General features: G+C 65.2%; 16 protein-coding genes. 9 read left to right on the forward strand and 7 right to left on the reverse strand.

Annotated features, from left to right (window positions below; all coding sequences use genetic code 11):
* Window positions 1–148 precede the first annotated feature (148 nt).
* The 3 genes from LZD57_RS11180 (at window position 149) to LZD57_RS11190 (ending at window position 3,102) form a co-directional block, all read left to right on the forward strand.
* Complete coding sequence (locus tag LZD57_RS11180; protein ID WP_233719704.1) at window positions 149–1,528, forward strand: class II 3-deoxy-7-phosphoheptulonate synthase; 1,380 nt, start codon at window positions 149–151, stop codon at window positions 1,526–1,528.
* Window positions 1,529–1,656: 128 nt separating this feature from the next.
* Window positions 1,657–2,457 (forward strand): DODA-type extradiol aromatic ring-opening family dioxygenase, encoded by an 801-nt coding sequence (locus LZD57_RS11185; protein WP_233719705.1) that lies wholly within the window; start codon window positions 1,657–1,659, stop codon window positions 2,455–2,457.
* 60 nt (window positions 2,458–2,517) lie between these two features.
* Complete coding sequence (locus LZD57_RS11190; protein WP_233719706.1) at window positions 2,518–3,102, forward strand: hemerythrin domain-containing protein; 585 nt, start codon at window positions 2,518–2,520, stop codon at window positions 3,100–3,102.
* On the opposite strand, the gene LZD57_RS11195 is transcribed toward LZD57_RS11190, so the two are convergent.
* Together LZD57_RS11195 and LZD57_RS11200 are read right to left on the reverse strand one after the other, a co-directional pair.
* The gene (locus LZD57_RS11195) at window positions 3,059–3,751 is read right to left on the reverse strand and encodes a DedA family protein (protein ID WP_233719707.1); all 693 of its coding nucleotides are present in this window, start codon (window positions 3,749–3,751) and stop codon (window positions 3,059–3,061) included. The genes LZD57_RS11190 and LZD57_RS11195 overlap by 44 nt on opposite strands.
* Window positions 3,752–3,916: 165 nt before the next feature.
* Window positions 3,917–4,477, reverse strand: coding sequence for a DUF1003 domain-containing protein (locus LZD57_RS11200; protein ID WP_233719708.1), 561 nt, complete (start codon window positions 4,475–4,477; stop codon window positions 3,917–3,919).
* A 127-nt stretch (window positions 4,478–4,604) separates the two neighbouring features.
* On the opposite strand from LZD57_RS11200, the gene LZD57_RS11205 reads away from it, so the two are divergent.
* The gene (locus tag LZD57_RS11205; protein WP_233719709.1) at window positions 4,605–6,278 is read left to right on the forward strand and encodes an NAD+ synthase; all 1,674 of its coding nucleotides are present in this window, start codon (window positions 4,605–4,607) and stop codon (window positions 6,276–6,278) included.
* A 258-nt stretch (window positions 6,279–6,536) separates the two neighbouring features.
* On the opposite strand, the gene LZD57_RS11210 is transcribed toward LZD57_RS11205, so the two are convergent.
* Window positions 6,537–8,117: a hypothetical protein gene (locus LZD57_RS11210; protein WP_233719710.1), complete on the reverse strand. Its 1,581-nt coding sequence runs from the start codon at window positions 8,115–8,117 to the stop codon at window positions 6,537–6,539.
* A 345-nt stretch (window positions 8,118–8,462) separates the two neighbouring features.
* On the opposite strand from LZD57_RS11210, the gene LZD57_RS11215 reads away from it, so the two are divergent.
* Both LZD57_RS11215 and gltX read left to right on the forward strand, forming a co-directional pair.
* Window positions 8,463–9,740, forward strand: coding sequence for an MFS transporter (locus tag LZD57_RS11215; protein WP_233719711.1), 1,278 nt, complete (start codon window positions 8,463–8,465; stop codon window positions 9,738–9,740).
* Between the two features lie 758 nt (window positions 9,741–10,498).
* The gene (gene gltX / locus LZD57_RS11220; RefSeq protein WP_233719712.1) at window positions 10,499–11,878 is read left to right on the forward strand and encodes a glutamate--tRNA ligase; all 1,380 of its coding nucleotides are present in this window, start codon (window positions 10,499–10,501) and stop codon (window positions 11,876–11,878) included.
* A 7-nt stretch (window positions 11,879–11,885) separates the two neighbouring features.
* Here the strand turns inward: gltX and LZD57_RS11225 are convergent, their stop codons facing one another.
* From LZD57_RS11225 to xylF, 3 genes are all read right to left on the reverse strand, one after another.
* On the reverse strand, window positions 11,886–12,713 hold the full coding sequence (locus tag LZD57_RS11225) for an ATP-binding cassette domain-containing protein (protein ID WP_233719754.1): 828 nt from the start codon (window positions 12,711–12,713) through the stop codon (window positions 11,886–11,888).
* 8 nt (window positions 12,714–12,721) lie between these two features.
* A complete protein-coding gene (locus LZD57_RS11230; protein WP_420844793.1) occupies window positions 12,722–14,038 on the reverse strand; it encodes a sugar ABC transporter permease in 1,317 nt (438 codons plus the stop codon).
* 230 nt (window positions 14,039–14,268) lie between these two features.
* Complete coding sequence (gene xylF / locus LZD57_RS11235) at window positions 14,269–15,288, reverse strand: D-xylose ABC transporter substrate-binding protein (RefSeq protein WP_420844795.1); 1,020 nt, start codon at window positions 15,286–15,288, stop codon at window positions 14,269–14,271.
* A gap of 215 nt (window positions 15,289–15,503) precedes the next feature.
* Here xylF and LZD57_RS11240 point away from each other — a divergent pair, with 215 nt between their 5' ends.
* The 3 genes from LZD57_RS11240 (at window position 15,504) to LZD57_RS11250 (ending at window position 20,286) form a co-directional block, all read left to right on the forward strand.
* Window positions 15,504–16,727 carry an ROK family protein gene (locus LZD57_RS11240; protein ID WP_233719714.1) on the forward strand — a complete coding sequence of 408 codons (1,224 nt, stop codon included), beginning with the start codon at window positions 15,504–15,506 and terminating at the stop codon, window positions 16,725–16,727.
* The gene (locus tag LZD57_RS11245; RefSeq protein WP_233719715.1) at window positions 16,724–18,154 is read left to right on the forward strand and encodes a di-heme oxidoredictase family protein; all 1,431 of its coding nucleotides are present in this window, start codon (window positions 16,724–16,726) and stop codon (window positions 18,152–18,154) included. Before LZD57_RS11240 ends, LZD57_RS11245 begins: the two co-directional genes overlap by 4 nt.
* Window positions 18,155–18,276: 122 nt before the next feature.
* Window positions 18,277–20,286: a CRTAC1 family protein gene (locus LZD57_RS11250; RefSeq protein ID WP_233719716.1), complete on the forward strand. Its 2,010-nt coding sequence runs from the start codon at window positions 18,277–18,279 to the stop codon at window positions 20,284–20,286.
* 58 nt (window positions 20,287–20,344) lie between these two features.
* Here the strand turns inward: LZD57_RS11250 and LZD57_RS11255 are convergent, their stop codons facing one another.
* Window positions 20,345–21,370, reverse strand: coding sequence for an NAD(P)-dependent oxidoreductase (locus tag LZD57_RS11255; protein ID WP_338034699.1), 1,026 nt, complete (start codon window positions 21,368–21,370; stop codon window positions 20,345–20,347).
* Between the last annotated feature and the right edge of the window lie 54 nt (window positions 21,371–21,424).

A 21,424-nucleotide genomic window follows, 5' to 3' on the forward strand; every position in this document is an offset into this window, starting at 1 on the left:
CGCGCCGTTCATGATGACAAACTGATCAAGAAATGCTTAAACGCCGCCCATCGAAGGATCGCCCTGCGACGGAAGGCCGATCGACCGAGAAAAACCACGACAACCCGAGGCGAGTAGTGACCGGCTGGCCCGGTCAGGAGAGATTGCAATGGCGAAGGATTGGACACCATCGAGCTGGCGCGCAAAGCCCGTCATGCAGATGCCCGACTATCCGGACCCGGCCGCGCTCGCCGAGACCGAGAAGCGGCTGGCGAGCTTTCCGCCGCTGGTTTTTGCCGGTGAGGCGCGCAAGCTGACGCGGGCGCTCGGCGAAGTCGCCGAGGGGCGGGCCTTCCTTCTCCAGGGCGGCGACTGCGCCGAGAGCTTCGCCGAGCACGGCGCGGACAACATCCGCGACTTCTTCCGCGCCTTCCTGCAGATGGCGATCGTGCTCACCTTTGCCGGCGCCCAGCCGGTGGTGAAGGTCGGCCGCATCGCCGGCCAGTTCGCCAAGCCGCGTTCGTCCGACACCGAAACGAAGGACGGGCAGACCCTGCCCGCCTATCGCGGCGACATCGTCAACGGCATCGAGTTCGATGCCGCCTCGCGCATCCCCAACCCGGAACGCCAGATCATGGCCTACCGGCAGTCGGCGGCGACGCTCAACCTGCTGCGCGCCTTCGCGCAGGGCGGCTATGCCAATCTCGACAACGTGCATCAATGGATGCTCGGCTTCGTCGCCGGCAGCCCGGAGGCCGAGCGCTACCGCGCTCTTGCCGACAAGATCTCCGAGACCATGGGATTCATGCGAGCGATCGGCATCGACGCGGAGAATCATCCCTCGCTGCGCGAGACCGATTTCTTCACCAGCCACGAGGCTCTGCTCCTCGGCTACGAAGAGGCGATGACGCGCGTCGATTCGACGTCCGGCGACTGGTATTCGACGTCGGGCCACATGATCTGGATCGGCGACCGCACCCGCCAGCTCGACCATGCCCATGTCGAATTCTGCCGCGGCGTGAAGAACCCGCTCGGCCTGAAATGCGGCCCGAGTTCCGATCCGGACGATCTCATCCGCCTGATCGACCGGCTGAACCCGGAGAACAAGGCCGGCCGGTTGACGCTGATCACCCGCTTCGGCCACGAGCGGGTGGAGGAGTGCCTGCCAAAGCTGATCCGGGCGGTCGAACGGGAGGGGCGCAAGGTCGTCTGGTCCTGCGACCCGATGCACGGCAACACGATCACGCTCAACCGCTACAAGACCCGCCCCTTCGAGCGGATCCTCGCCGAGGTGGAGGCGTTCTTCGAGGTGCACCGGGCCGAGGGGACGCATCCGGGCGGCATCCATATCGAGATGACCGGCAAGGACGTCACCGAATGCACCGGCGGCGCAAGGCCGATCCTCGCCGAGGATCTGTCCGACCGCTACCACACCCATTGCGATCCGCGGCTCAATGCCAATCAGGCGCTGGAGCTGGCGTTCCTCGTCGCCGAACTGCTCAAGAAGGACCACGCGGCGGCGGAGATGAAGGTCAAGGCGGCGGGCTGACCGATCGTCTCCTTGCCGGGCGCATGACGGCGCCGAATCGGTGAACGATGCGTCGGGCCCTTTGGGCCTGACGCCGCCACCGGCCGGGCATATCCTTCGAGGACATCGTTTTCTTCGAAGGGCCCGCCATGCTGCCGACGCTGTTCGTTTCCCACGGCTCACCCGACATCGCGATCGTCGAGACGCCGGCGACGGCGTTTCTTCGGCAACTGGCGGCGACCTTGCCGAGACCACGCGCGATCGTCGTCGCCAGCGCGCATTTCGAGGCCGAGGGTCGCGTCTTCGTGACCGGCGACGAGCATCCCGAAACGATCCACGACTTCGGCGGATTCGCGCGGGAACTCTACGCGATGCGCTACGCCGCGCCCGGCGACCCCGAGCTCGCGGGCGAAATCGCCGCGGACCTGGCTTCCGCGGGCTTCTCGGCGGCGGTGGCCAAGGATCGCGGCTTCGATCATGGCGCCTGGGTGCCGCTGATCCTCGCCTATCCGCAGGCCGACATTCCGGTCCTCGAAGTCTCGGTCGATCCGACCCGGGATGCCGCCTATCACTACGGGCTCGGCCGCGCGCTCGCCGGGCTGCCGCGCCGCGACGTTCTGGTCGTCGGTTCCGGTTCGCTGACCCACAATCTGCCCGAGGCCTTTCCGAACCTTCGTGCCGGGCGGCGCCAGGCCGAGGTGCCGGCATGGGTGGACGACTTCGCCGACTGGATGGCCGCGCGGCTGGAGGCGGGAGACGTCGAGGCGCTGCGCGACTATCGGAACCTCGCCCCGCATGCCCGCCGGAACCACCCGACCGACGAGCATCTCATGCCGCTCTATGTCGCGCTCGGGGCGGCGGCGGAGGGAGGACGGGCCAGCATGCTGCATCGAAGCCGGGACGTCGGCGTTCTCGCCATGGAGGCCTTCGCCTTCCGCCAGGCGGCGTGACGCCTCCGCCCGGACCGAGACAGCGCCATCGAATGCGCGAAAGACCGCCGAAAGGATCGCATGGACGTTTCCTTCGACATCGATGCGAGGCCCGGCCTGCCGGGCGACCTGAAGCTTCTCCTGGAGGCGTATCCGCGCGAGACTTGGCAGGGCCACCCGAACGTCGAGGGCACGGCGCGCTTCTGGCTGTCGCGGCACGACATGTTCCGGGAACTCGGCGGGGCGCTGACCGAGGCGCTTCGGCAGGAGCGGGAGGACGAGGTCGAGATCGAGCCCTTCAAGCGGTGGTTCGTGCCGCGGCTCGGCTTTTTCCTCAACGAGCTCGACGGTCATCACCGGATCGAGGACACGTATTATTTTCCGGTCTACCAAGAGGCCGAGCCGCGGCTTGCCCGGGGTTTCGACCTGCTCGACGCCGACCACGTGACGATCCACCACGATCTGCAAAGCGTCGCGGCGACGGCGAACGGTTTTCTGGCGACGATGACGGCGGAAAAGGAGACTTCGGACGCGGTGCTGCGGGCGCGGGACGCCTATCAGGCCGCGAGCGAGCAGTTGATTCGCCGGCTCCTCCGCCATCTCGGCGACGAGGAGGACCTGATCATTCCTCTGATCCTTGATCGCGGAGACGCGGCGCTCGGCTGATGACGCGCACCGAGCGCAGCATGCCGCCCTGTTGCCCGTCGCGCGCTTCGTCGCCGGCGTGTCGGCGACGGCGCCACCAGGCGGTCACCAGCGGGCCCCACTGCCGCCAGCCGAAATAGCCCGTCAAAAGGATGCCGAAGCCGGCAAGGACGATCATCGCACCCTGCTCGAAGATCTTCAGATTGGCGAAGACCGACCAGATCGAATAGCCGAAGACGTAGCCGACCGTCGTGAAGATGCCGGCCCAGAGCGCCGCGCCGAAGAAATTGAGGACGAGGAAGCGGGTGATCGAGATGCGCGACATGCCGAGCGCCACCAGCCCCGGCATGCGCAGGCCATAGACGTAGCGGTTCACGATGACGAAATAGGCCTGGTAACGCTCGACCAGCTCCAGCGCCTTGGCGAAACGCGGCTTTTCCCGCCAGACCCTCACCCAGCGATGGTTGGAGGAGAAGCGGGCGAACAGGAAGACCGCGAGATCTCCGAAGAACGATCCGGCGAAGGCGAGGCCGATCATCATCTCGAACGGATAGGAGCCCCGATAGGCCAGAAAGCCGCCGATGATGGCGAAGACCTCGCCCTCGAAAAACGTCCCCGCCAAGACGATGACCGGGCCGAATTGCGCGATCAGGGACAGGATCTCGTACACGTCTTCTCCGTATCCACTGGCATTCGTCGTCCGAGGCGCCGGGCGCATCCAACGAGCGGGGCGCCCAAGGCCGCTCCGAGGCCGCCTTGTCTCAGAACTTTGCGGCACAAGAAAGTGGCAAGATGCGAGCCGGATGGGGCCGGTGGGGGCGATTTCCCCACATCGTCATGCCGGATCGATGCCACCGCGCCGTTCGATCCGCTCCAGCCGCTCGGCGATCTCCGCTAAAAGGCGTCTCGTCTCGGAAATTTCAAGGTCCCGGATGCGATCGAGCTTGTCGTGCAGGCCGAGGATCTCGATCTCCGCCTTGAGATTGACCTCGTAATCGCGGCTGGCCTCCCGTCGGTCGCGCGCCGCGGCCCGGTTCTGCGACATCATGATGATCGGCGCCTGAATCGCTGCCAGCATCGACAGGACGAGATTGAGGAAGATGTAAGGGTAGGGATCGAACGCGGTGCTGCGCAAGACCAGCGTATTGACCAGCGACCACGCGACGAGGAAGACGAGAAACGACAGGATGAAGCCCCAGGAGCCGCCGATCACCGCGATCCTGTCGGCGATCCGGTCACCCAGACTGGCGGCCTCGATGCCGCGGGGCTTCAGCTCCGTCGAGATCGGCCGGCGCAGCCCGATCATGTCGAGAACGCGCCGCTCGCGCGGCGGCAGGCTCTCGGCCGGGCGGCCGAACCAGCGCTCGGCGCTGTCGTGGGGAGAATGAGTCGGCATGCGTCTCGTCCATCTCGATGTCGCTCGTGGCCTCGATAGCCGGATCGGATCTTGCTATCTGGCGAGTGGCGGGGTTTTGAACCGCGAGCAGTCATAGACAATCGGCGACGTGCCGAGGAGGTGTCCGATGCCCGAGTTGAACGATCGCCTCAAGCTGGCCGTGGCGCAGCTCGATCCGACCATGGGCGACATTGCCGGCAATCTCGCGCTGGCCCGCAAGGCCCGCGACGAAGCCGCCGAGGCCGGCGCCGATCTCGTCCTCTTCACCGAGTTGTTCATCGCCGGCTATCCGCCGGAGGATCTCGTCCTCAAGCCGGCCTTCGTCGCCGCCTGCATGGCGGCGGTGGAGGCGCTTGCGCAAGACACCGCCGACGGCGGCCCGGGCGTCGTCATCGGCTGTCCGCTGCGGACGGATGAGGGGCTGTTCAACGCCGTCGCCGTGCTCGACGAGGGGCGGGTGGTGACGTGGCGCTCGAAGGTGGACCTGCCGAATTACGGCGAGTTCGACGAAAAGCGCGTCTTCCAGGCCGGCGCGATGCCGGGGCCGGTGAGTTTTCGCGGCCTCAGGCTCGGCATCCCGGTCTGCGAGGACGTCTGGGGCGATCTCGGCGTCTGCGAGACGCTGGCCGAATCGGGCGCCGAGATCCTGCTCGTGCCGAACGGCTCGCCCTTCTACGGCGGCAAGCTGGACGTCCGCCATCAGGTCGTGCTGCGGCAGGTGATCGAGACCGATCTGCCGATGGTCTACGCCAATCAGGTGGGCGGCCAGGACGAACTCCTGTTCGACGGGGCCTCCTTCGCCTTCAATGCCGACCGGTCGCTCGCCTTCCAGCTGCCGCAGTTTTCGACCGGCGTCTTCGTCACCGACTGGGTGAGGGGCGAGGACGGCTGGCGCTGCGAGGGCGGCGCCGTTGCCGAGATCCCCGGCGGCGACGAGGCGGTGTGGCGGGCCCTCGTCCTCGGCCTGGCCGATTATGTCGACAAGAACGGCTTCCGCTCGGTGGTGCTGGGGCTATCGGGCGGCATCGATTCGGCGATCTGCGCGGCGCTCGCCGTCGACGCGCTCGGCGCCAGCCGCGTCCACTGCATCATGCTGCCCTATCGCTACACCGCCGAGACGAGCCTCGAAGACGCGGCCGCCTGCGCGAAGGCGCTCGGCGTGCGCTACGACATCGTGCCGATCGCCGAACCCGTCGAGGGCTTCCTGAGCGCGCTCGGCCCGATGTTCGACGGCACGCCCTCCGGCATCACCGAGGAGAACCTCCAGAGCCGCTCGCGCGGCGTCATCCTGATGGCGATCTCCAACAAGTTCGGCGCGATGGTCGTCACGACCGGCAACAAGAGCGAGATGAGCGTCGGCTATGCGACGCTCTACGGCGACATGAACGGCGGCTTCAACCCGATCAAGGACCTCTACAAGACGCAGGTCTTCCGCCTCGCCCGCTGGCGCAACCAGAACCAGCCGGAGGGCCTCCTCGGCCCCTCGGGCGAGGTCGTGCCCGAGCGCATCATCACCAAACCGCCCTCGGCGGAACTGCGCGAGGACCAGAAGGACGAGGATTCGCTGCCGCCCTACGACACGCTCGACGCCATCCTCGAACATCTCGTCGAGCATGACGGCGGCGTCGACGACCTCGTCGCCCGCGGCTTCGACGAGGGCACCGTCGCCCACATCGAAAAGCTCCTCTACATCGCGGAGTACAAAAGGCGACAGTCGGCGCCGGGGACGAAGGTGACGCGGAAGAACTTCGGGCGGGACCGGCGGTATCCGATCACCAACCGGTTTCGGGATGGGGCGTAAGGGGGAGCGGTTGTCGTTATGCTTTTTGATCTCGGATTTAACAGGCAAGAAAGGGTCGCATTCCTAGACCAACGAAGATAATATTATTCGTTTATAATATCGGCCAGATCCCTTGGAGCTACCTACCGCGATAGAGTGCGAAATGCTATTTCTCGAATGGTGTTGAAGCATGATGCTCTACGGTGATCCGCTTAGAAGGTGATCGTATAAGAAATAAGGGATATAGAAAAATTTTACATCTGCGTTCTTAAGAGAAAATCAATTTGTGTCATGCTGTAATTGCTCTAATTGTCTTTCTTCATGTTCGAATTGAGGCGCTTTTCGATGCTGTTGTCCTTTGATAAAACGTGCTGACGTAAAACCTTGAATGCCATCGGATTCTATCTCATACCATACCCCTTCATTGTCGTTGCTTAATTCGCATCCAACAATGTTCACTGCATCTCCAGGTTTTAGATATTCACGACGGTTCGACTCGATGCTAGGTCTTTCTCGAATCGATGTGTTGAAGTCGGCCATCGCCGGCGAAAATTCATTGAAGGTTTCGGTTAAAAATTTTGAATCGTCGCAGCCGAATGCTTGCGCGAGCATGCGGTTCGATACCGGCGTTGAAACGACCGACGGAGCTACGCAGAATTCATTTTGGTCTTGTGGATTTCTCTTACCGCAAGGTTCAAGTGACTTTTGGGCCCCGAGATCTGTTCCCGCCGGGCCTGAGTTAAGGGGGGTTCTCCAAATTGCGATGCTCATGTTCTTGCTGCTATCGAATTGTAATTGACAATAAAACGTCCCATTAAATGTGACCGCACCAGATGTGTTATAATCATTTATGAGTTCTTCAATTCCAATGTTTCGAAACCCCGTTATAGTTGTATCGTCCTGTAAAAATTTGACGGGCTCTCCTCCGAGGCCCGGACTTGTAAAGCTGCCATAAATATAATTATCGTATATTTGAAATGCGTTGCTATAATTAAGATAAAAATCGCATATAAGTTTAGAGTGGAACTCATCTATATTTGAAATTGATGCAACTTTGACTTCGTTTGATTCAGCTACGGGCGTGAAACCATAATTCCATAAATCGGCTGAATCCTTTAAAATCAAAAAATCGTCCTGTCTGCGATGTGATAATATCTTTTCAATAAGACGTGGGGGATTTTTGTTTCGTCCAATTAGGGATATGAAAGAACTAGCTATTTCATAGGACAGATCTAAGCTTTGTTTTAGAGTAAGTGTCTTTTTAGAATCGCTTTCAAGAGCGTAGGGCGAGTGAAAGCCGATAACGCCGCCAGATTCTACATAGCGAGTGTCATCAAGTCCACGGGTATCTGATACTGCAAGAGAAAACGCGATTGCGCATGCCGAAAGACATATAGAATTCTTCTCAATTATAACGCCTTTAGTGTATATCTCCTGACCGCTCAATGTATTTGAGAAAAAATTTCCTAAGCGAATGCCTTCACCGTAAGAGCCCCCTGGGCTATTCAGTGAAAATATTGTATCATAATTCTTTTCAATATTAATAGACCATAATTGAGCGATTTTATCGGTATCTCCAAGTGATAGTTGCCCCGTAATCCTAACTATAGCAAGATCGGAATTACCAAAATCGCTTCCTCCGTATATTGACGTCAGCGCGTAATTTTGGTTTGCAGTGCGCGGGGGTGGCAAAGCGAGGAAAGTCCGGTAAGAATTTGGGGGGTAAAGAGGATAGAGACGCGTCAAAAAGCGGTTGTCAGTAAAATCGACCGTTATTGTTGCTGCGGAGACATGTCCGTAACCACAAAAAGCGGATAGGACCAGGAAAAATAAAGTATTCCGGCAGCGAGATGATACCATTTGGCAAGCCTTTTTCGATTGTCAGACTGCGTCGAATTAAACAGGGATCCTTAAGTGCAAGCGAGAAAATCTCAAAACACCTGCCTAAAAGTTACACTTCATCCATTCAGGGTCGCTGTGCAACAATTTTTTCAGATTCGGTATAAACCAAATGCCTTCAGGAGCGGCAACTGATGTATTGTCGCACTCCATACCTACCCTGCGCTTTCCATCAGAATGGTTGCGAACTTTAGGTGCCATTCTGCTACGTCGATGCCCGACGACTGCGCCCGTTCCCCTATCCGTCGTTCGATGCTAAGCACGTCGTCTCACTCCTGACGGCGGCCCCGCCCCATCGGACCCATCATGGAATTCCTCACCTTCCTGGGCCGGAACGCCCGCTGGCTGGCCGGCGGGTTTCTGCTCTGCTTCTTCTCGTCCTTCGGGCAGACCTTCTACATCTCGCTCTCCAACGGCGACATCCGCCGGGAGTTCGACCTTTCGAACGGCGATTTCGGGCTGATCTACATGGTGGCGACGCTGGCGAGTGCGGCGACGCTGCCGGCGCTCGGCTGGACGCTGGACCGGTTCAGGGCCTGGCAGGTGACCGTCGGGACGGTGATCTGTCTCGCGCTGGCGACGGCCTTCATGGCCTTTGCCCGGAACCTGCCGGTTCTCCTCCTGTCGCTTTATCTGCTGCGCCTGTTCGGCCAGGGGATGATGACCGAGACGGCGATGACGACGACCGGCCGCTGGTTCGCCGCCAGTCGGGGGCGGGCGATGGCGATCATCTCGCTCGGCATGCATTTCGGCACCGGCCTGTTTCCGCTGATCTTCGTCGTCGTCGCGGCCTCGCTCGGCTGGCGCGGCACCTGGCTCGCCTGCGGGGCGACGCTCCTCGTCGTCGCCCTGCCGGTCCTCGTCCACACGACCTCGAGGGACCGGGATCCGCAGTCGGAGCCGAAGCTGCGCGAGCGGCCGGCGGTGCGCGACTGGACCATGCGCGAGGTGGTTGCCTCGCCGACCTTCTGGCTCGTCGCCTCCGCCGTTCTGGCGCCGCCCTTCATCGGCACGACGCTGTTCTTCCATCAGGTCTATCTCACCGAACTGCGCGGCTGGCCGATCGAGGTCTTCGCCTCCGGGTTCGCGGTGATGTCGGCGACAACGGTGGTCTTCGCGCTCCTCTGCGGCTCGCTGGTCGACCGGTTCTCGGCGGTGCGCCTGTTGCCGTTCTTTCTCATCCCGATGTCGCTGGCCTGCTTCGTCGTCTCGAGCTTTTCGGCCGTGGCGGCGATCTTCGTCTTCATGGTGCTGCTCGGCATCTCCAACGGCTTCTCCTCGACGCTGCTCGGCGCGCTGTGGCCGGAGCTCTACGGCACGAAACATCTCGGCTCGGTGCGCTCGGTGACGGTGGCGCTGATGGTGCTCGCCTCGGCCCTCGGGCCGGGGGTGACGGGCGTGCTGATCGACTGGGAGGTCTCCTATCCGCTGCAGATCGGCATGATGGGGCTCTATTGCGTGGCGATCTCGCTGGTGATGGCGCTGGTTTCGCGCCGGCACCGGGCGGTGAGCGAGCCGGGCATCGCGGCGGCCCTTTCCGAACGCCCGGTCGACCGGGTCGACCCGCAGCCGCGCGAGCGGTGAGGGCGCCGCCACCACCGCTTCGTCATCCTCGGCCTCGTGCCGAGGATCTACTGAGGCTCTCGGTCTAGAGCCGTGTCACGGAATGCACCTCTCCTCCACCGATCTGTCGCTTCGACGGCGGTAGATCCTCGGCACGAGGCCGAGGATGACGGTGAGGACGTGGCAGCCGCGCGCGGCATCGACCGGGGCGATCGGCAGGCGCAGGAGCGCTGAGGGAGACGGCGCACGCCCTCAAGCTGCCGTCATCCTCGGCCTTGTGCCGAGGATCTCCTGCCAGTGCCGGTCCGGAGCCCCTGCAGGGTGGCGGCTCTGCCAGCACCGATCTGTCGCTTCGACGGCGGGAGATCCTCGGCACAAGGCCGAGGATGACGGCCTGAAGGGTCGAGGATGACGTAGCGAGGACGGGTGCGAGGCAGGAGCGTAAGGCCAGCGAGGCGGCGCTCTCATCCACACATGGTCTGCTATCCGCGTCAGACCGGTAGGGTGGAAGACGTAGGCAACGCCACCACCGCTTCGTCATCCTCGGCCTCGTGCCGAGGATCTACTGAAAGTTCCCCTCCAGAACCGTGTGAGGGAAGGCGCGCTTCCTGCACCGATCTGTCGCTTTGGCGACGGTAGATCCTCGGCACGAGGCCGAGGATCACGGTGGGGACGTGGCAGCCGACCCTCGTGCCTCGGGACGGGGCCGGAGGACGGCGCCGCGGGAGGGACGTCGCTCCGGCCTTCCGGCTCCAGCCGCTTTGGTGTAGGTCGCTGCCATGACCGCCATCCTCCGCTTCGCCCCGTCGCCCACTGGCCGGCTCCATATCGGCAACCTGCGCACCGCGCTGTTCAACTGGCTGTTCGCGGCCCGGGAGAACGGCACCTTCGTCCTGCGCTTCGACGACACCGACAAGGAGCGCTCGACCCGCGAATTCGCCGACGGGATCGCCACCGATCTCGCCTGGATCGGCATTCACCCTCACAAGACCGCGCGCCAGTCCGAGCGGATCGCGCTCTACGACGCGGCGGCGGAGACGCTGAAATCGGCCGGCCTGCTCTATCCCTGCTACGAGACGCCGGACGAACTCGACCGCAGGCGCAAGCGCCTTGCCGCGCGGGGCCTGCCGCCGGTCTATGGCCGCGAGGCGCTGAAGCTTTCGCAGGAGGAGCGGGCGGCGCTCGAGGCCGAGGGCCGCAAGCCCCATTGGCGCTTCCTCTTGCCGAACTTCGAGGGCGATCCGTTCGCGCCGCAGCGCACGGACACGCGTTTCGACGATCTCATCCGCGGCGAGACGGTGATCGATCTCGCTTCCCTGTCCGATCCCGTGCTGATCCGCGCGGACGGCAGCTATCTCTATACGTTGCCCTCGGTGGTCGACGACGCGGAGATGGGCGTCACCCACGTCATCCGCGGTGACGACCACGTGACCAACACGGCGGTGCAGGCGGCGATCTTTACGGCGCTCGGGGCGCGCGTGCCGCGCTTCGGCCACCACAATCTGCTGACCACGGTGGGCGGGGAGGGGCTGTCGAAGCGCTCGGGCGCGCTGTCGCTCGAGACCCTGCGCGATGAAGGCTACGAGCCGATGGCCGTCGCCTCGCTCGCCGTCCTCGTCGGCATGTCGGGATCGATCGAGCCGATGGCCGATCTCGAGGCGCTCGGCGAGCGGCTGGATTTCGGCGCGATCTCGGCTTCGGCGTCGAAGTTCGATCCCGCCGAGCTGGACCGGCTGAACCGCGAGATCGTCCATGCGCTGCCCTATGCGGCCGTCGAGGGCCGGCTCGCGGCGATGGGCGTCGGCGAGAGCGACTGGGAAGCCTTCTGGCAAGCGGTGCGCGCCAATTGCGACAGGGTGCCGGATGCGAAGACGTGGGCCGGTGTCGCCTTCCGGGAAATCGCCGTGCCGGCACCGGACGACGAGGCCGAGCGCGCGTTTCGCGATGCGGCTTTGCGTCTGCTGCCCGAGGGTGAGATCGGCCCGGAGACCTTCAAGGCCTGGACGTCCGCGATCAAGGCCGAGACCGGGGCGAAGGGCAAGGCGCTGTTCATGCCGCTGCGCCGGGCGATCACCGGCCTCGATCACGGGCCGGAACTCGGCCCCCTCCTGCCGCTGATCGGGCGGCAGCGGATCGAGCGGCGGCTCGGCGCGGGTTGAGCGGCGCCTATTCCTTCATCGCCCCGGGTCCCGGCGTCGCGCCGGGCGGGCATTTGCCGAGGATGATCATGCCGAGGACCTCGTCCTTGGTGACGTCCTCGGTCCGGGCCGAGCCGACGACCTGACCGTTCTTCATCACCACGACGCGGTCCGACAGGTCGAAGACGTCGTGGATGTCGTGGCTGATCAGGAAGATGCCGATGTCTTCCTTCTTCAATTCCTTGATCAGGTCGGCGACCTGGGCGGTCTCCTGCGGGCCGAGGGCGGCCGTCGGCTCGTCCATGATCAGGATCTTGGCGTTGAAGAGGATCGCCCGGGCGATCGCCACCGACTGGCGCTGGCCGCCGGACAGCGCCTTCACCGGCTCCTTGAAGCGGCGGAAGTTCGGGTTGAGCCGGCCCATCACCTTGCGGGCCTCGGCCTCCATCGCGCCGTCGTCGAGCGTGCCCCAGGGGGTCATGATCTCGCGGCCGAGGAAGAGGTTGGCGGCGGCGTCGACGTTGTCGGCGAGCGCCAGCGTCTGGTAGATCGTCTCGATGCCGTACGCTTTCGCGTCGCGCGGATTGCCGATCGAGGCCTTCTCGCCGCGCACGAAGATCTCGCCGGAATCGCGCTTGTAGGCGCCCGACAGGATCTTGATCAGCGTCGACTTGCCGGCGCCGTTGTGGCCGAGCAGCGCGACGACCTCGCCGGAGTAGAGGTCGATCGAGGCGTGATCGACGGCGTGGATGCCGCCGAAGGCGATCGAGATGTCGCGCATGTCGACGAGCGGCGTGCCGGAGCGGTCGACCGTGTCGTGGTGATGGCCGCGGCCGTGGTCCCGGATGTCCTCCATCGTGGCGCTCATGCGGCCCTCCTGCGGTAGATGGTGTCGAGCCAGACGGCGACGACGAGCACGGCGCCGACGACGATGTTCTGCAGCGGCGTGTCCATGCCGAGGAGCACCATGCCCGACTGCAGGGACTGCATGACGAGGGCGCCGAGCATGGCGCCGGCGATGGTGCCCGCGCCGCCGGCAAGCGAGGTGCCGCCGATCACCGCGGCGGCGATGGTGTAGAGTTCGTCCAGCGTACCCTGCGCATTGGTCGCCGAAGACAGGCGGGCGGTGGAAATCGCCGCGGCGACGGCCGCCAGCATGCCCATCAGCGCGAACACCATCAGCGTCACCCGCTTGGTGTTGATGCCGGCGAGTTCCGCCGCTTCCGGATTGCCGCCGATGGCGAAGACGTAGCGGCCGAAGCGGGTCCGCTTGGCGATGAAGGTCATGACGATGCCGACACCGATGAACAAGAGAACCGGCACGGCGTAGCCGAAGCTGATCTCGAGGCCGCCCTCGGGAACGGCGATGCCGTTCGCCTCGGCATAGCGGCGGGCGAGCGGCCCGGGAAGAAGATAGGAATTGACGATCATCGTCGCACCGACCACCGCGATCAGCGAGATGGCGAGGGTGAACGCCTCGGCCCAGACCGGCTTCTGGGCGAATTTGAAGCGCTTGCGCTGCCGGCGGGCGGCGAGCGCACCGACGACGATGAAGACGATGGCGACGGCGGCGACGATCCAGCTCCAGGTGGCGCCGATCGAGCCGTCGCTGCCGCCGCCGAGGAGCTTGAAGTTCTCGTCGGTGAGCGGAATGGTCCGGCCGGAGGCCACCCACCAGGCGCCGCCGCGCCAGACCAGGAGGCCACCGAGGGTGACGATGAAGGCCGGGACGCCGAGATAGGCGATGACGAAGCCCTGCAATCCGCCGATCAGGAGACCGCAGACGAGGCCGGTCGCCAGTGTCGCGATCCACACGAGGCCGGAGTCGTAGCCGAGCATCGGCGTGAAATACTGGGTCTGCGCGACCGCCATGATCATGCCGGTGACGCCGAGGATCGAGCCGACCGACAGGTCGATGTTGCGGGTGACGATGACCAGCACCATGCCCGTCGCCATGACGCCGACCGAGGCCGTCTGGACCGAGAGGTTCCAGAGGTTTCGCGGGGTCAGGAAGGTGCCGCCCGAAAGAATGTGAAAGCCCACCCAGATGACCAGCAGCGCGCCGATCATGCCGAGCATGCGCGTGTCGATCTCCGTCGCGCGCATGAACCCCTTGAACCCGCCGACGCCCGCCGTGGGGCCGGATCTCGTCAGGGACGTGTCCGAGGTCGCCTCGCTCAATGCCGCCTCCCTTGCGCGATGGTGTCGGGCCGACCTTCGGCCGGCTTTTGCCTGCACATCGCGCGGTCTTGTTCTGGTTGAAGCCCGGTCACTGCGGACCGGCTCGTCGCATGGCCTCCCAACTCTTTCATGGCAGCATGGCCGAGTTGCCCTCGTCGGTCGAGGGCGGAGGTCTGGAAAATGGCCGCGGCGCATTCGCCGCGGCCATCCGTCTCATCGCACCATGGCGATCAGTTGCAGGCGGGAACCGAATCCGGCTTGACGCCCTGGCAGACGGTCTCCTTGGAGACCCAGCCGGCATCGATGACGGTGTCGAGGTTGTCCTTGGTGATCGCCACCGGGGTCAGGAAGATCGATTCGAGCTTCTGGCCGTTCGGGCTGTCCCATTCCTCGGCGCCGGTGACTTCGCTCATCTCCTTGCCGCTGGCGAGTTCGAGCGCGATTTCGGCCGCGCGCTTGCCGAGTTCGCGGGAGTCCTTCCACACGGAGACGGTCTGCGTGCCGAGGGCGATGCGGTTCAGCGCCGCCTGGTCGGCGTCCTGCCCGGAGACCGGAACCGTGCCGGCGAGACCCTGCGCCTCGAGCGCCGCGACGGCGCCGCCGGCGGTGCCGTCATTGGAGGCGACGACCGCGTCGACGTCGTTGTTGTTGGCGGTCAGGATCTGTTCCATGTTCTGCTGGGCGTTGGCCGGAAGCCAGCCGTCCGTATAGGCCTCGCCGACATTCTTGATCTTGCCGCTGTCGATCGCGTCCTTGAGGACTTCCATCTGGCCGGCGAAGAGGAAGTCGGCGTTCGGATCGGCCGACGAGCCCTTGATGAAGGCGTAATTGCCTTCCGGCTGGACCTTCTGGACTTCGCGCGCCTGGATGCGGCCGACTTCCTTGTTGTCGAAGGTGATGTAGAAGGCGGCCGGATTCTCGATCAGGCGATCGTAGCCGACGACCGGAATGCCGTTGTTCGCGGCCGTCTGGACGGCCGGGCCGATCGCCGCCGAATCCTGGGCGAGGATGATGAGCGCGTCGGCGCCCTGGGTGATCAGCGACTCGACGTCGGTCAGCTGCTTGGCGGCGGAGGACTGGGCGTCCGCCGAGATGTACTTGGCGCCGGCGGCTTCGAGTGCCTTCTTGATGGCGGCTTCGTCGGTCTTCCAGCGCTCCTCCTGGAAGTTCGACCAGGAGACGCCGACCGTGATGTCCTTGCCGTCCTGGGCAAAAGCCGCGCCGCTGCCCATGGCAGCCATCGAGAACATCGCGCCGGCAAGCGCGAACTTCAACGTTTTCATGAATTTCCTCCCATGGCGCCCATGGCGCCTCTGCGTCACGGAGCCCGACGACGTGGCGCCGGCCGAGACTTTTTCCAAGCCTCGGAAAAAATGGTGACAGCAATTGCGATCCATGTCAACGTGTCAGAGTTGAGCCGCCGAAACGCCGCCAAGAGCGCCACGGTGGAGGGAGGAGAGAAGCGTTGAGCAGGTTGGCGAAGACCGATGCCGACATGGTGCGCGTGCACAATCGGCTGGCGGTGCTCGATCATCTGCGCCGGGTCGCGGTGACGACGCGGAAGGCGGTCAGCGAGGCGACGGGCCTGTCGGTTTCGGCGTCTTCGGCGATCTCGGGCGCGCTGTTGCGCGGCGGCCTCTTGGAGGAGATCGAGGAAGACGACCGCTCGATCCGTCGGGGGCGGCCGGGCAAGAGCCTGGCCCTGTGCGGCAGGGCGGCGCGGGTGGCGGCCCTGAAGATCGCCGTCGGCGAGGTCTCGGGACGGATCAGCGATTATGCCGGCCGGCCGCTCGCCGAAATGCGGCGCGGGGTGGACATCTCCGGGAAAGACGGCGGCTTCATCGTCGATCTCCTCGCCGAACTCGCCAGCGATCTGACCGCAGAACTCGCAGAAGAGCCCCGGGAACTCGACAAGGTCGTCGTCGCCGTCCAGGGCAAGACCTTCAGCGACCTCTCCGGCATCGTCTGGTCGCCGGCGCTGAAGCATCGGCACATCGAGATCGCCGAGCCGCTTTCCATCCTGCTCGGTGCCCCGGTGAGCGTCCTCAACGACTGTTCGCTGATGCCGGAAGCGTTCCGCTGGCGCGCCGACTTCACCGGCCTCGACTTCGCGACGCTGTTCGTCGGCTTCGGTGTCGGCATGGGCCTCAGGCTCAATGGCGCGACCTTTCAGGGCAAGCACTCGTCCGCCGTCGAGTTCGGCCACATCAATCACATGCCCGGCGGCGCGCTCTGCCGCTGCGGCAATCACGGCTGCGTCGAGGCCTATGCCGGCGACTATGCGATCTGGCGCAGCGCCACCGGCAAGGGGGACATTCCCGCCCACCGGATCGGCGACGAGGCGATGCAGCGGCTCGCCGATGCCGCGCGGGCCGGCGATCCGGCAGCGCGCGCGGCCTTCGAGGCGGCGGGAAACGCCATCGGCTACGGCCTCGGCCGGGTCTTCACCATGATCGATCCGCTGCCGATCGTCATGACCGGCTCCGGCGCCAAGGCGATCGATCTTCTCGAAACGTCGATCCGCGGGGGCATTCGCGAGAGCGCGGTGGACGGGCTCGGCAGCGACACACCACTGATCGTCGAGGAGGACACCGACGCGCTCGTCTTCGATGCGGGGACGGCCTATGCGCTGGCGGCACTCGACCAGGAATTCGCCCGCTCGGGGGCGGAAGCGACGGAGGCGGCATGATGAGACGGCGAGGGGCGACGCTGGTTCTGACGGCATTGACGGTCATCGGCCCGGTCCGCTTCCCGGCGGCGGCGACCGAGCCGGCCTGGAGCGAGAAGGCGATCCATGAGCGGATCGACCCGGCGTCCCTCGTCGGCACGATCGCGGGCAAACGGCTCGAGGATCTGGCAAAAAGGGGCCGCGATCTGTTCGAGGCGCGCTTCACCACGCTCGACGGGGCGGGCCGGCCGAACGCCACCCAGGCGATCGTTCCGACGGCGCCGCGGCGGCCGGCCGAATTCGCCTTCCAGCGGCTCGCCGGCCCTGACGCCAACGCCTGCTCCTCCTGCCACAACGAGCCCGTCACCGGCGGGGCGGGCGGCTTCGTTGCCAACGTCTTCGTCTCGGAGGGCTTCGAGAGCGCCCATTTCGACACGCTCGACGCGCAATTTTCCAACGAACGGGGCACCAACCATCTCTTCGGCGCGGGGCTGGTCGAACTGCTGGCGCGGGAGATGAGCGCCGATCTGGCGCTCCAGCGGCGCGAGGCGCTGAGGCGGGCGCGGGCAGGGGGCGAAGAGGTTCGCGTGGAACTGTCGTCGAAGGGCGTCGACTTCGGTCGGATCACCGCCCTTCCGGACGGTTCGGTCGATCTGTCCGGATTGTCCGGCGTCGACGACGACCTCGTCGTGCGGCCGTTCACCCAGAAGGGCGTGATGACCTCGCTCCGGCAGTTCACCGTCAATGCGATGAACCAGCATCACGGCATGCAGGCCGACGAACGCTGGGGCACCCGCTGGACCGGCACGGCCGATTTCGACGGCGACGCTCACGAGGACGAACTCGGCGCCGGGGAGATCTCGGCGCTGGTGGCCTTCCAGGCGACTCTCGCGCCGCCGCGCGAGGAGACGCCCGACGACGAGGCCTGGGCGGAGGCCGCGACGCGGGGGCGGGCGGTCTTCGCGGAACTCGGCTGCGAAAGCTGCCACCGGCCGTCCCTGCCGCTGAAGAGCCTTTCCTTCGAGGATCCCGGCCCGGTCGACATGGCGGGAACGCTGCGCCGGGGCGACGTGAAGACCCCGGCGACCTACGATCTGGCGACGCTCGAATGGGCCGAACGCCTGCCGCGCAACGAAAAGGGCGAAGTGCTGGTGCCGCTGTTCGGCGACCTGAAACGCCATCGCATCGCCGACAGCCGCACGCCGGAACTCGGCAACGAGACGCTGGCCCAGCGCTTCGTCGAACGCGACGTCTTCATGACCGCCGAACTCTGGGGCCTCGCCGACACCGCGCCCTACGGCCATCGCGGCGACATCACCACGCTGGACGAGGTCATCCGCGCCCACGGGGCGGAGGCGGAGAAGAGCGGACGGAGCTATGCCGCGCTCGCCGAGGCCGACCGCTCGGCGCTGATCGCCTGGCTGAAGACGCTGAAGGTGGGGGAGTGAGGGGAATGAGGTCGAGAATGAGGGCGCTCGGGATGACCCTGTCAGCGCCAAGCGCCGGTCCGCCGTGGTGTTCCGCCCTCATCGCCAGGCGAAGGGAGATGCCCTCTCGTCCAACGACGTCGATGCTGGAAGAAATACGGGCGCAGGCGACAACGCGCCGTCATCCTCGGGCTTGTCCCGAGGATCTACTGCCATCGGCGCTCAGAAGCGGCGCAGGCAATGGCCAACCGGCGACGGATCGCAAGGCCCACACGACGGTAGATCCTCGGGACAAGCCCGAGGATGACGACGGAAGGAGCCTCACGGCCAATCGCGGACGTCGCAGTTTCAGAGGCGGCGAAACCCTCTGCATAGTAAGCGCTGCTTTTGCGGCGACTGCCGCCGCTGCGATCGCGCTCACCACCCCCGTCATCGCCGCCGAACCTGCCCCCAGACCCTTCGCCGGCGACATCCCCCTCCTCCACGAAGAAGCCGCCTCCGCCGGCATCGACCATGTCTACGGCGGCCCGTGGGAGTTCTTCGTCGGCGGGGGTGGGGCGGCGTTCGACTGCAACGACGATCGCTTCCCGGACGTCTTTCTTGCCAGTGGCAAGGGCGAGGGAATGGTCTACGTCAACCGCTCGCAGGCCGGCGGGCGGCTTGCCTTCGAGAAAGTCCCGCAGGATCTCGATCCGAAGGATCTCGAAAACGTCACCGGCGCCTATCCGCTCGACATCGACCAGGACGGCCGGCAGGACCTCGTGCTCATGCGGGTCGGCGGCAACATTCTGTTGAAGGGCCTGCCGGAATGCCGGTTCGCGAAGGCGAACTTTGCCTGGCGCTTCGACGGCGGGCGGGCCTGGACGACGGCGTTCTCGGCGATCTTCGAGCCCGGCGCGACCCATCCGACGCTCGCCTTCGGCAATTATGTCGACCGCGCCGCGCCCGGCTCGCCCTGGGGCACCTGCGCCGACAACGTGCTGATCCGGCCGAGAAAGCCGGAGGCGGAGCAGAAGGCAAGGCCGGTCGCTGCGGCGCCGGGGAAAGAGCGCGAGGCGGGCAACGCCGAGCAAGGCGACCAAGGACCCGACTATTCCGAGCCCTTCGCGCTGTCGCCGGGCTATTGCGCCCTGTCGATGCTGTTCACCGACTGGAACCGTTCGGGCGAACCGAGCCTCAGGATCACCAACGACCGGCAATATTATCGCGGCGGCGAGGAGCAGCTCTGGCGCATCGAGCCCGGCCGCGCGCCGCGGCCCTATCGCAAGGCCGACGGCTGGCAGCATCTGTCGATCTGGGGCATGGGAATCGCCGAGGGCGACGTCGACAATGACGGCTATCCGGACTACGCGCTCACCTCGATGGGCGATACCAAGCTGCAGTTTCTCGATCGGGAATTCGAGGACGCGCCGACCTATCGCGACGAGGCCTATCAGCGCGGCGCCACGGCGCACCGGCCCTACGTCCACGACGCCGGCAAGCCTTCCACCGGCTGGCACGCCGGCTTTGCCGATTTCAACAACGACACCGCCCTCGATCTCTTCATCGCCAAGGGCAATGTCGAGGCGATGCCGGATTTCGCCGCCTACGACCCGGACAATCTCCTGATGGGCGGCTTCGACGGGCGCTTTGCCGAAGTGGGGGATCAGGCCGGCATCGCGCTGCCGACCAAGGGGCGCGGCGCGCTGATCGCCGACTTCAATCTCGACGGGGCGATGGACCTCCTCGTCGTCAATCGCGGCCAGAAGGCGAGCCTTTTCCGCAATCTCGGCGGCAAGGCCGATTTCGGCGCCCGGCCGCTCGGCAATTTCGTCGAGGTGAAGCTGTCCCAGAAGGGCGCGAACCGGGATGCCGTCGGCGCCAGGCTGGCGGTGAAGATCGGCGCCAAGACGCTCAACCGGACGATCCAGATCGGCGGCGGCCATGCCTCGGGCACGGCGGGCTTCGTCCATGTCGGTCTCGGCACGGCCGAGCGGGCGGAGATCCGCGTGCAGTGGCCGGACGGCGAATGGAGCCATCCCTACCGGGTCTTCGCCGACAATTTCGTGCTGATCGAGCGCGGGGCGGAAGCCGCGCGCTACTGGTATCCGGACGCCGACCGGCCGGAACCGCCGGAGCCCGAGACGACGGCGCAGTCGCGCCCGGCAAATTGATCCCGCCGGGCAATGGAATCAGCAGGACGATCTCCGGCCGCGCCTCTGCGACCGGCCTTCATCGATACAGCTTCGCCAGCGCCGTCATGTTCTCCGCACCGAGGCCTTCTGCGATGGCGCCTTCGAAGGACTCGCGCACCTTGTCCACCACCGGCGCCCTGTCCGCGCCCGCGAGCGCGAGCGCATAGCGAAAGTCCTTGTCGATCAGTGTGATCGGGAATTTCGGGTCGAAGTCGGACTGGATCATCGACCCAGTCAGATAGCCGAAGTTCGGCGCCCAGACGGCCGTCTTCGCGATGGCGTCCACTGCGGTCTGCGTATCGACGCTCGATCGTCCGAGCATGCCGATGACCTCCGCCCAAGCGGCGACGTTGATGCCGAGGATGGCGTTGGTGGCGAGCTTCACGGTGGCGCCGTCGCCCCAGTCGCCGACGCGGTCGAAGCTCTTGCCGAGTGGTTTCAGGATCGGCCGGGCCCGATCCACCGCGGCTTCCTTGCCGCCGAGAAAGAAGACGAGCCCGGCACTTTCCGCTTGCGGCAAGGTGCCCGATACGGGCGCCTCGACGAGATCGACGCCCTTTTCGGCCGTCGCCTCGCCGAGGGTCCGCACCCAACCGGGCTGCAGGGTGGAGATCTCGACGGCGGTCTTGCCGGGCTTCATGCCGGCGAGGGCGCCGCGCTCGGTGTCGAGCCAGACCTCCTCGGAGGCCTCGTCGTCGGCGACCATGGCAAGCACGAAATCGGACGTTTCACCCGCCTCGCGCGGCGTGGCGGCGACGCGCGCGCCGGCCGCGACGAAGGGCTCGGTCTTCTCCTTGCTGCGGTTCCAGACGACGAGGTCGGTCCCCGCATCGAGGAGGTTCTTCGCCAAGCGCGAGCCCATCGCGCCGAGGCCGAGAAATGCGATCGTGGGCATGGTGATCTTCCGTCGTGATGTTGAGCCGCCCGGCACCGCATCGGCCGGGCGCTGCTTGCTGGCGTAACTCTGGCGGGCGGCGGATGTTTCCAGCGGAAAGCCGCTCTGTGGCCGCATCCGGTTCGGAGAGCGCCGCGAGGGCGGCTCCTTCGCCGCGCCTCGCATCATCCGATCGTCCGGCAATTTCCGGCGGAACGGTCGGTTCGACTTGCCGCGGGGCGG

Origin of the sequence: Jiella avicenniae (assembly GCF_021390325.1) — a bacterium.
In the GTDB taxonomy this organism is placed as follows: Bacteria; Pseudomonadota; Alphaproteobacteria; order Rhizobiales; family Rhizobiaceae; genus Jiella; species Jiella avicenniae.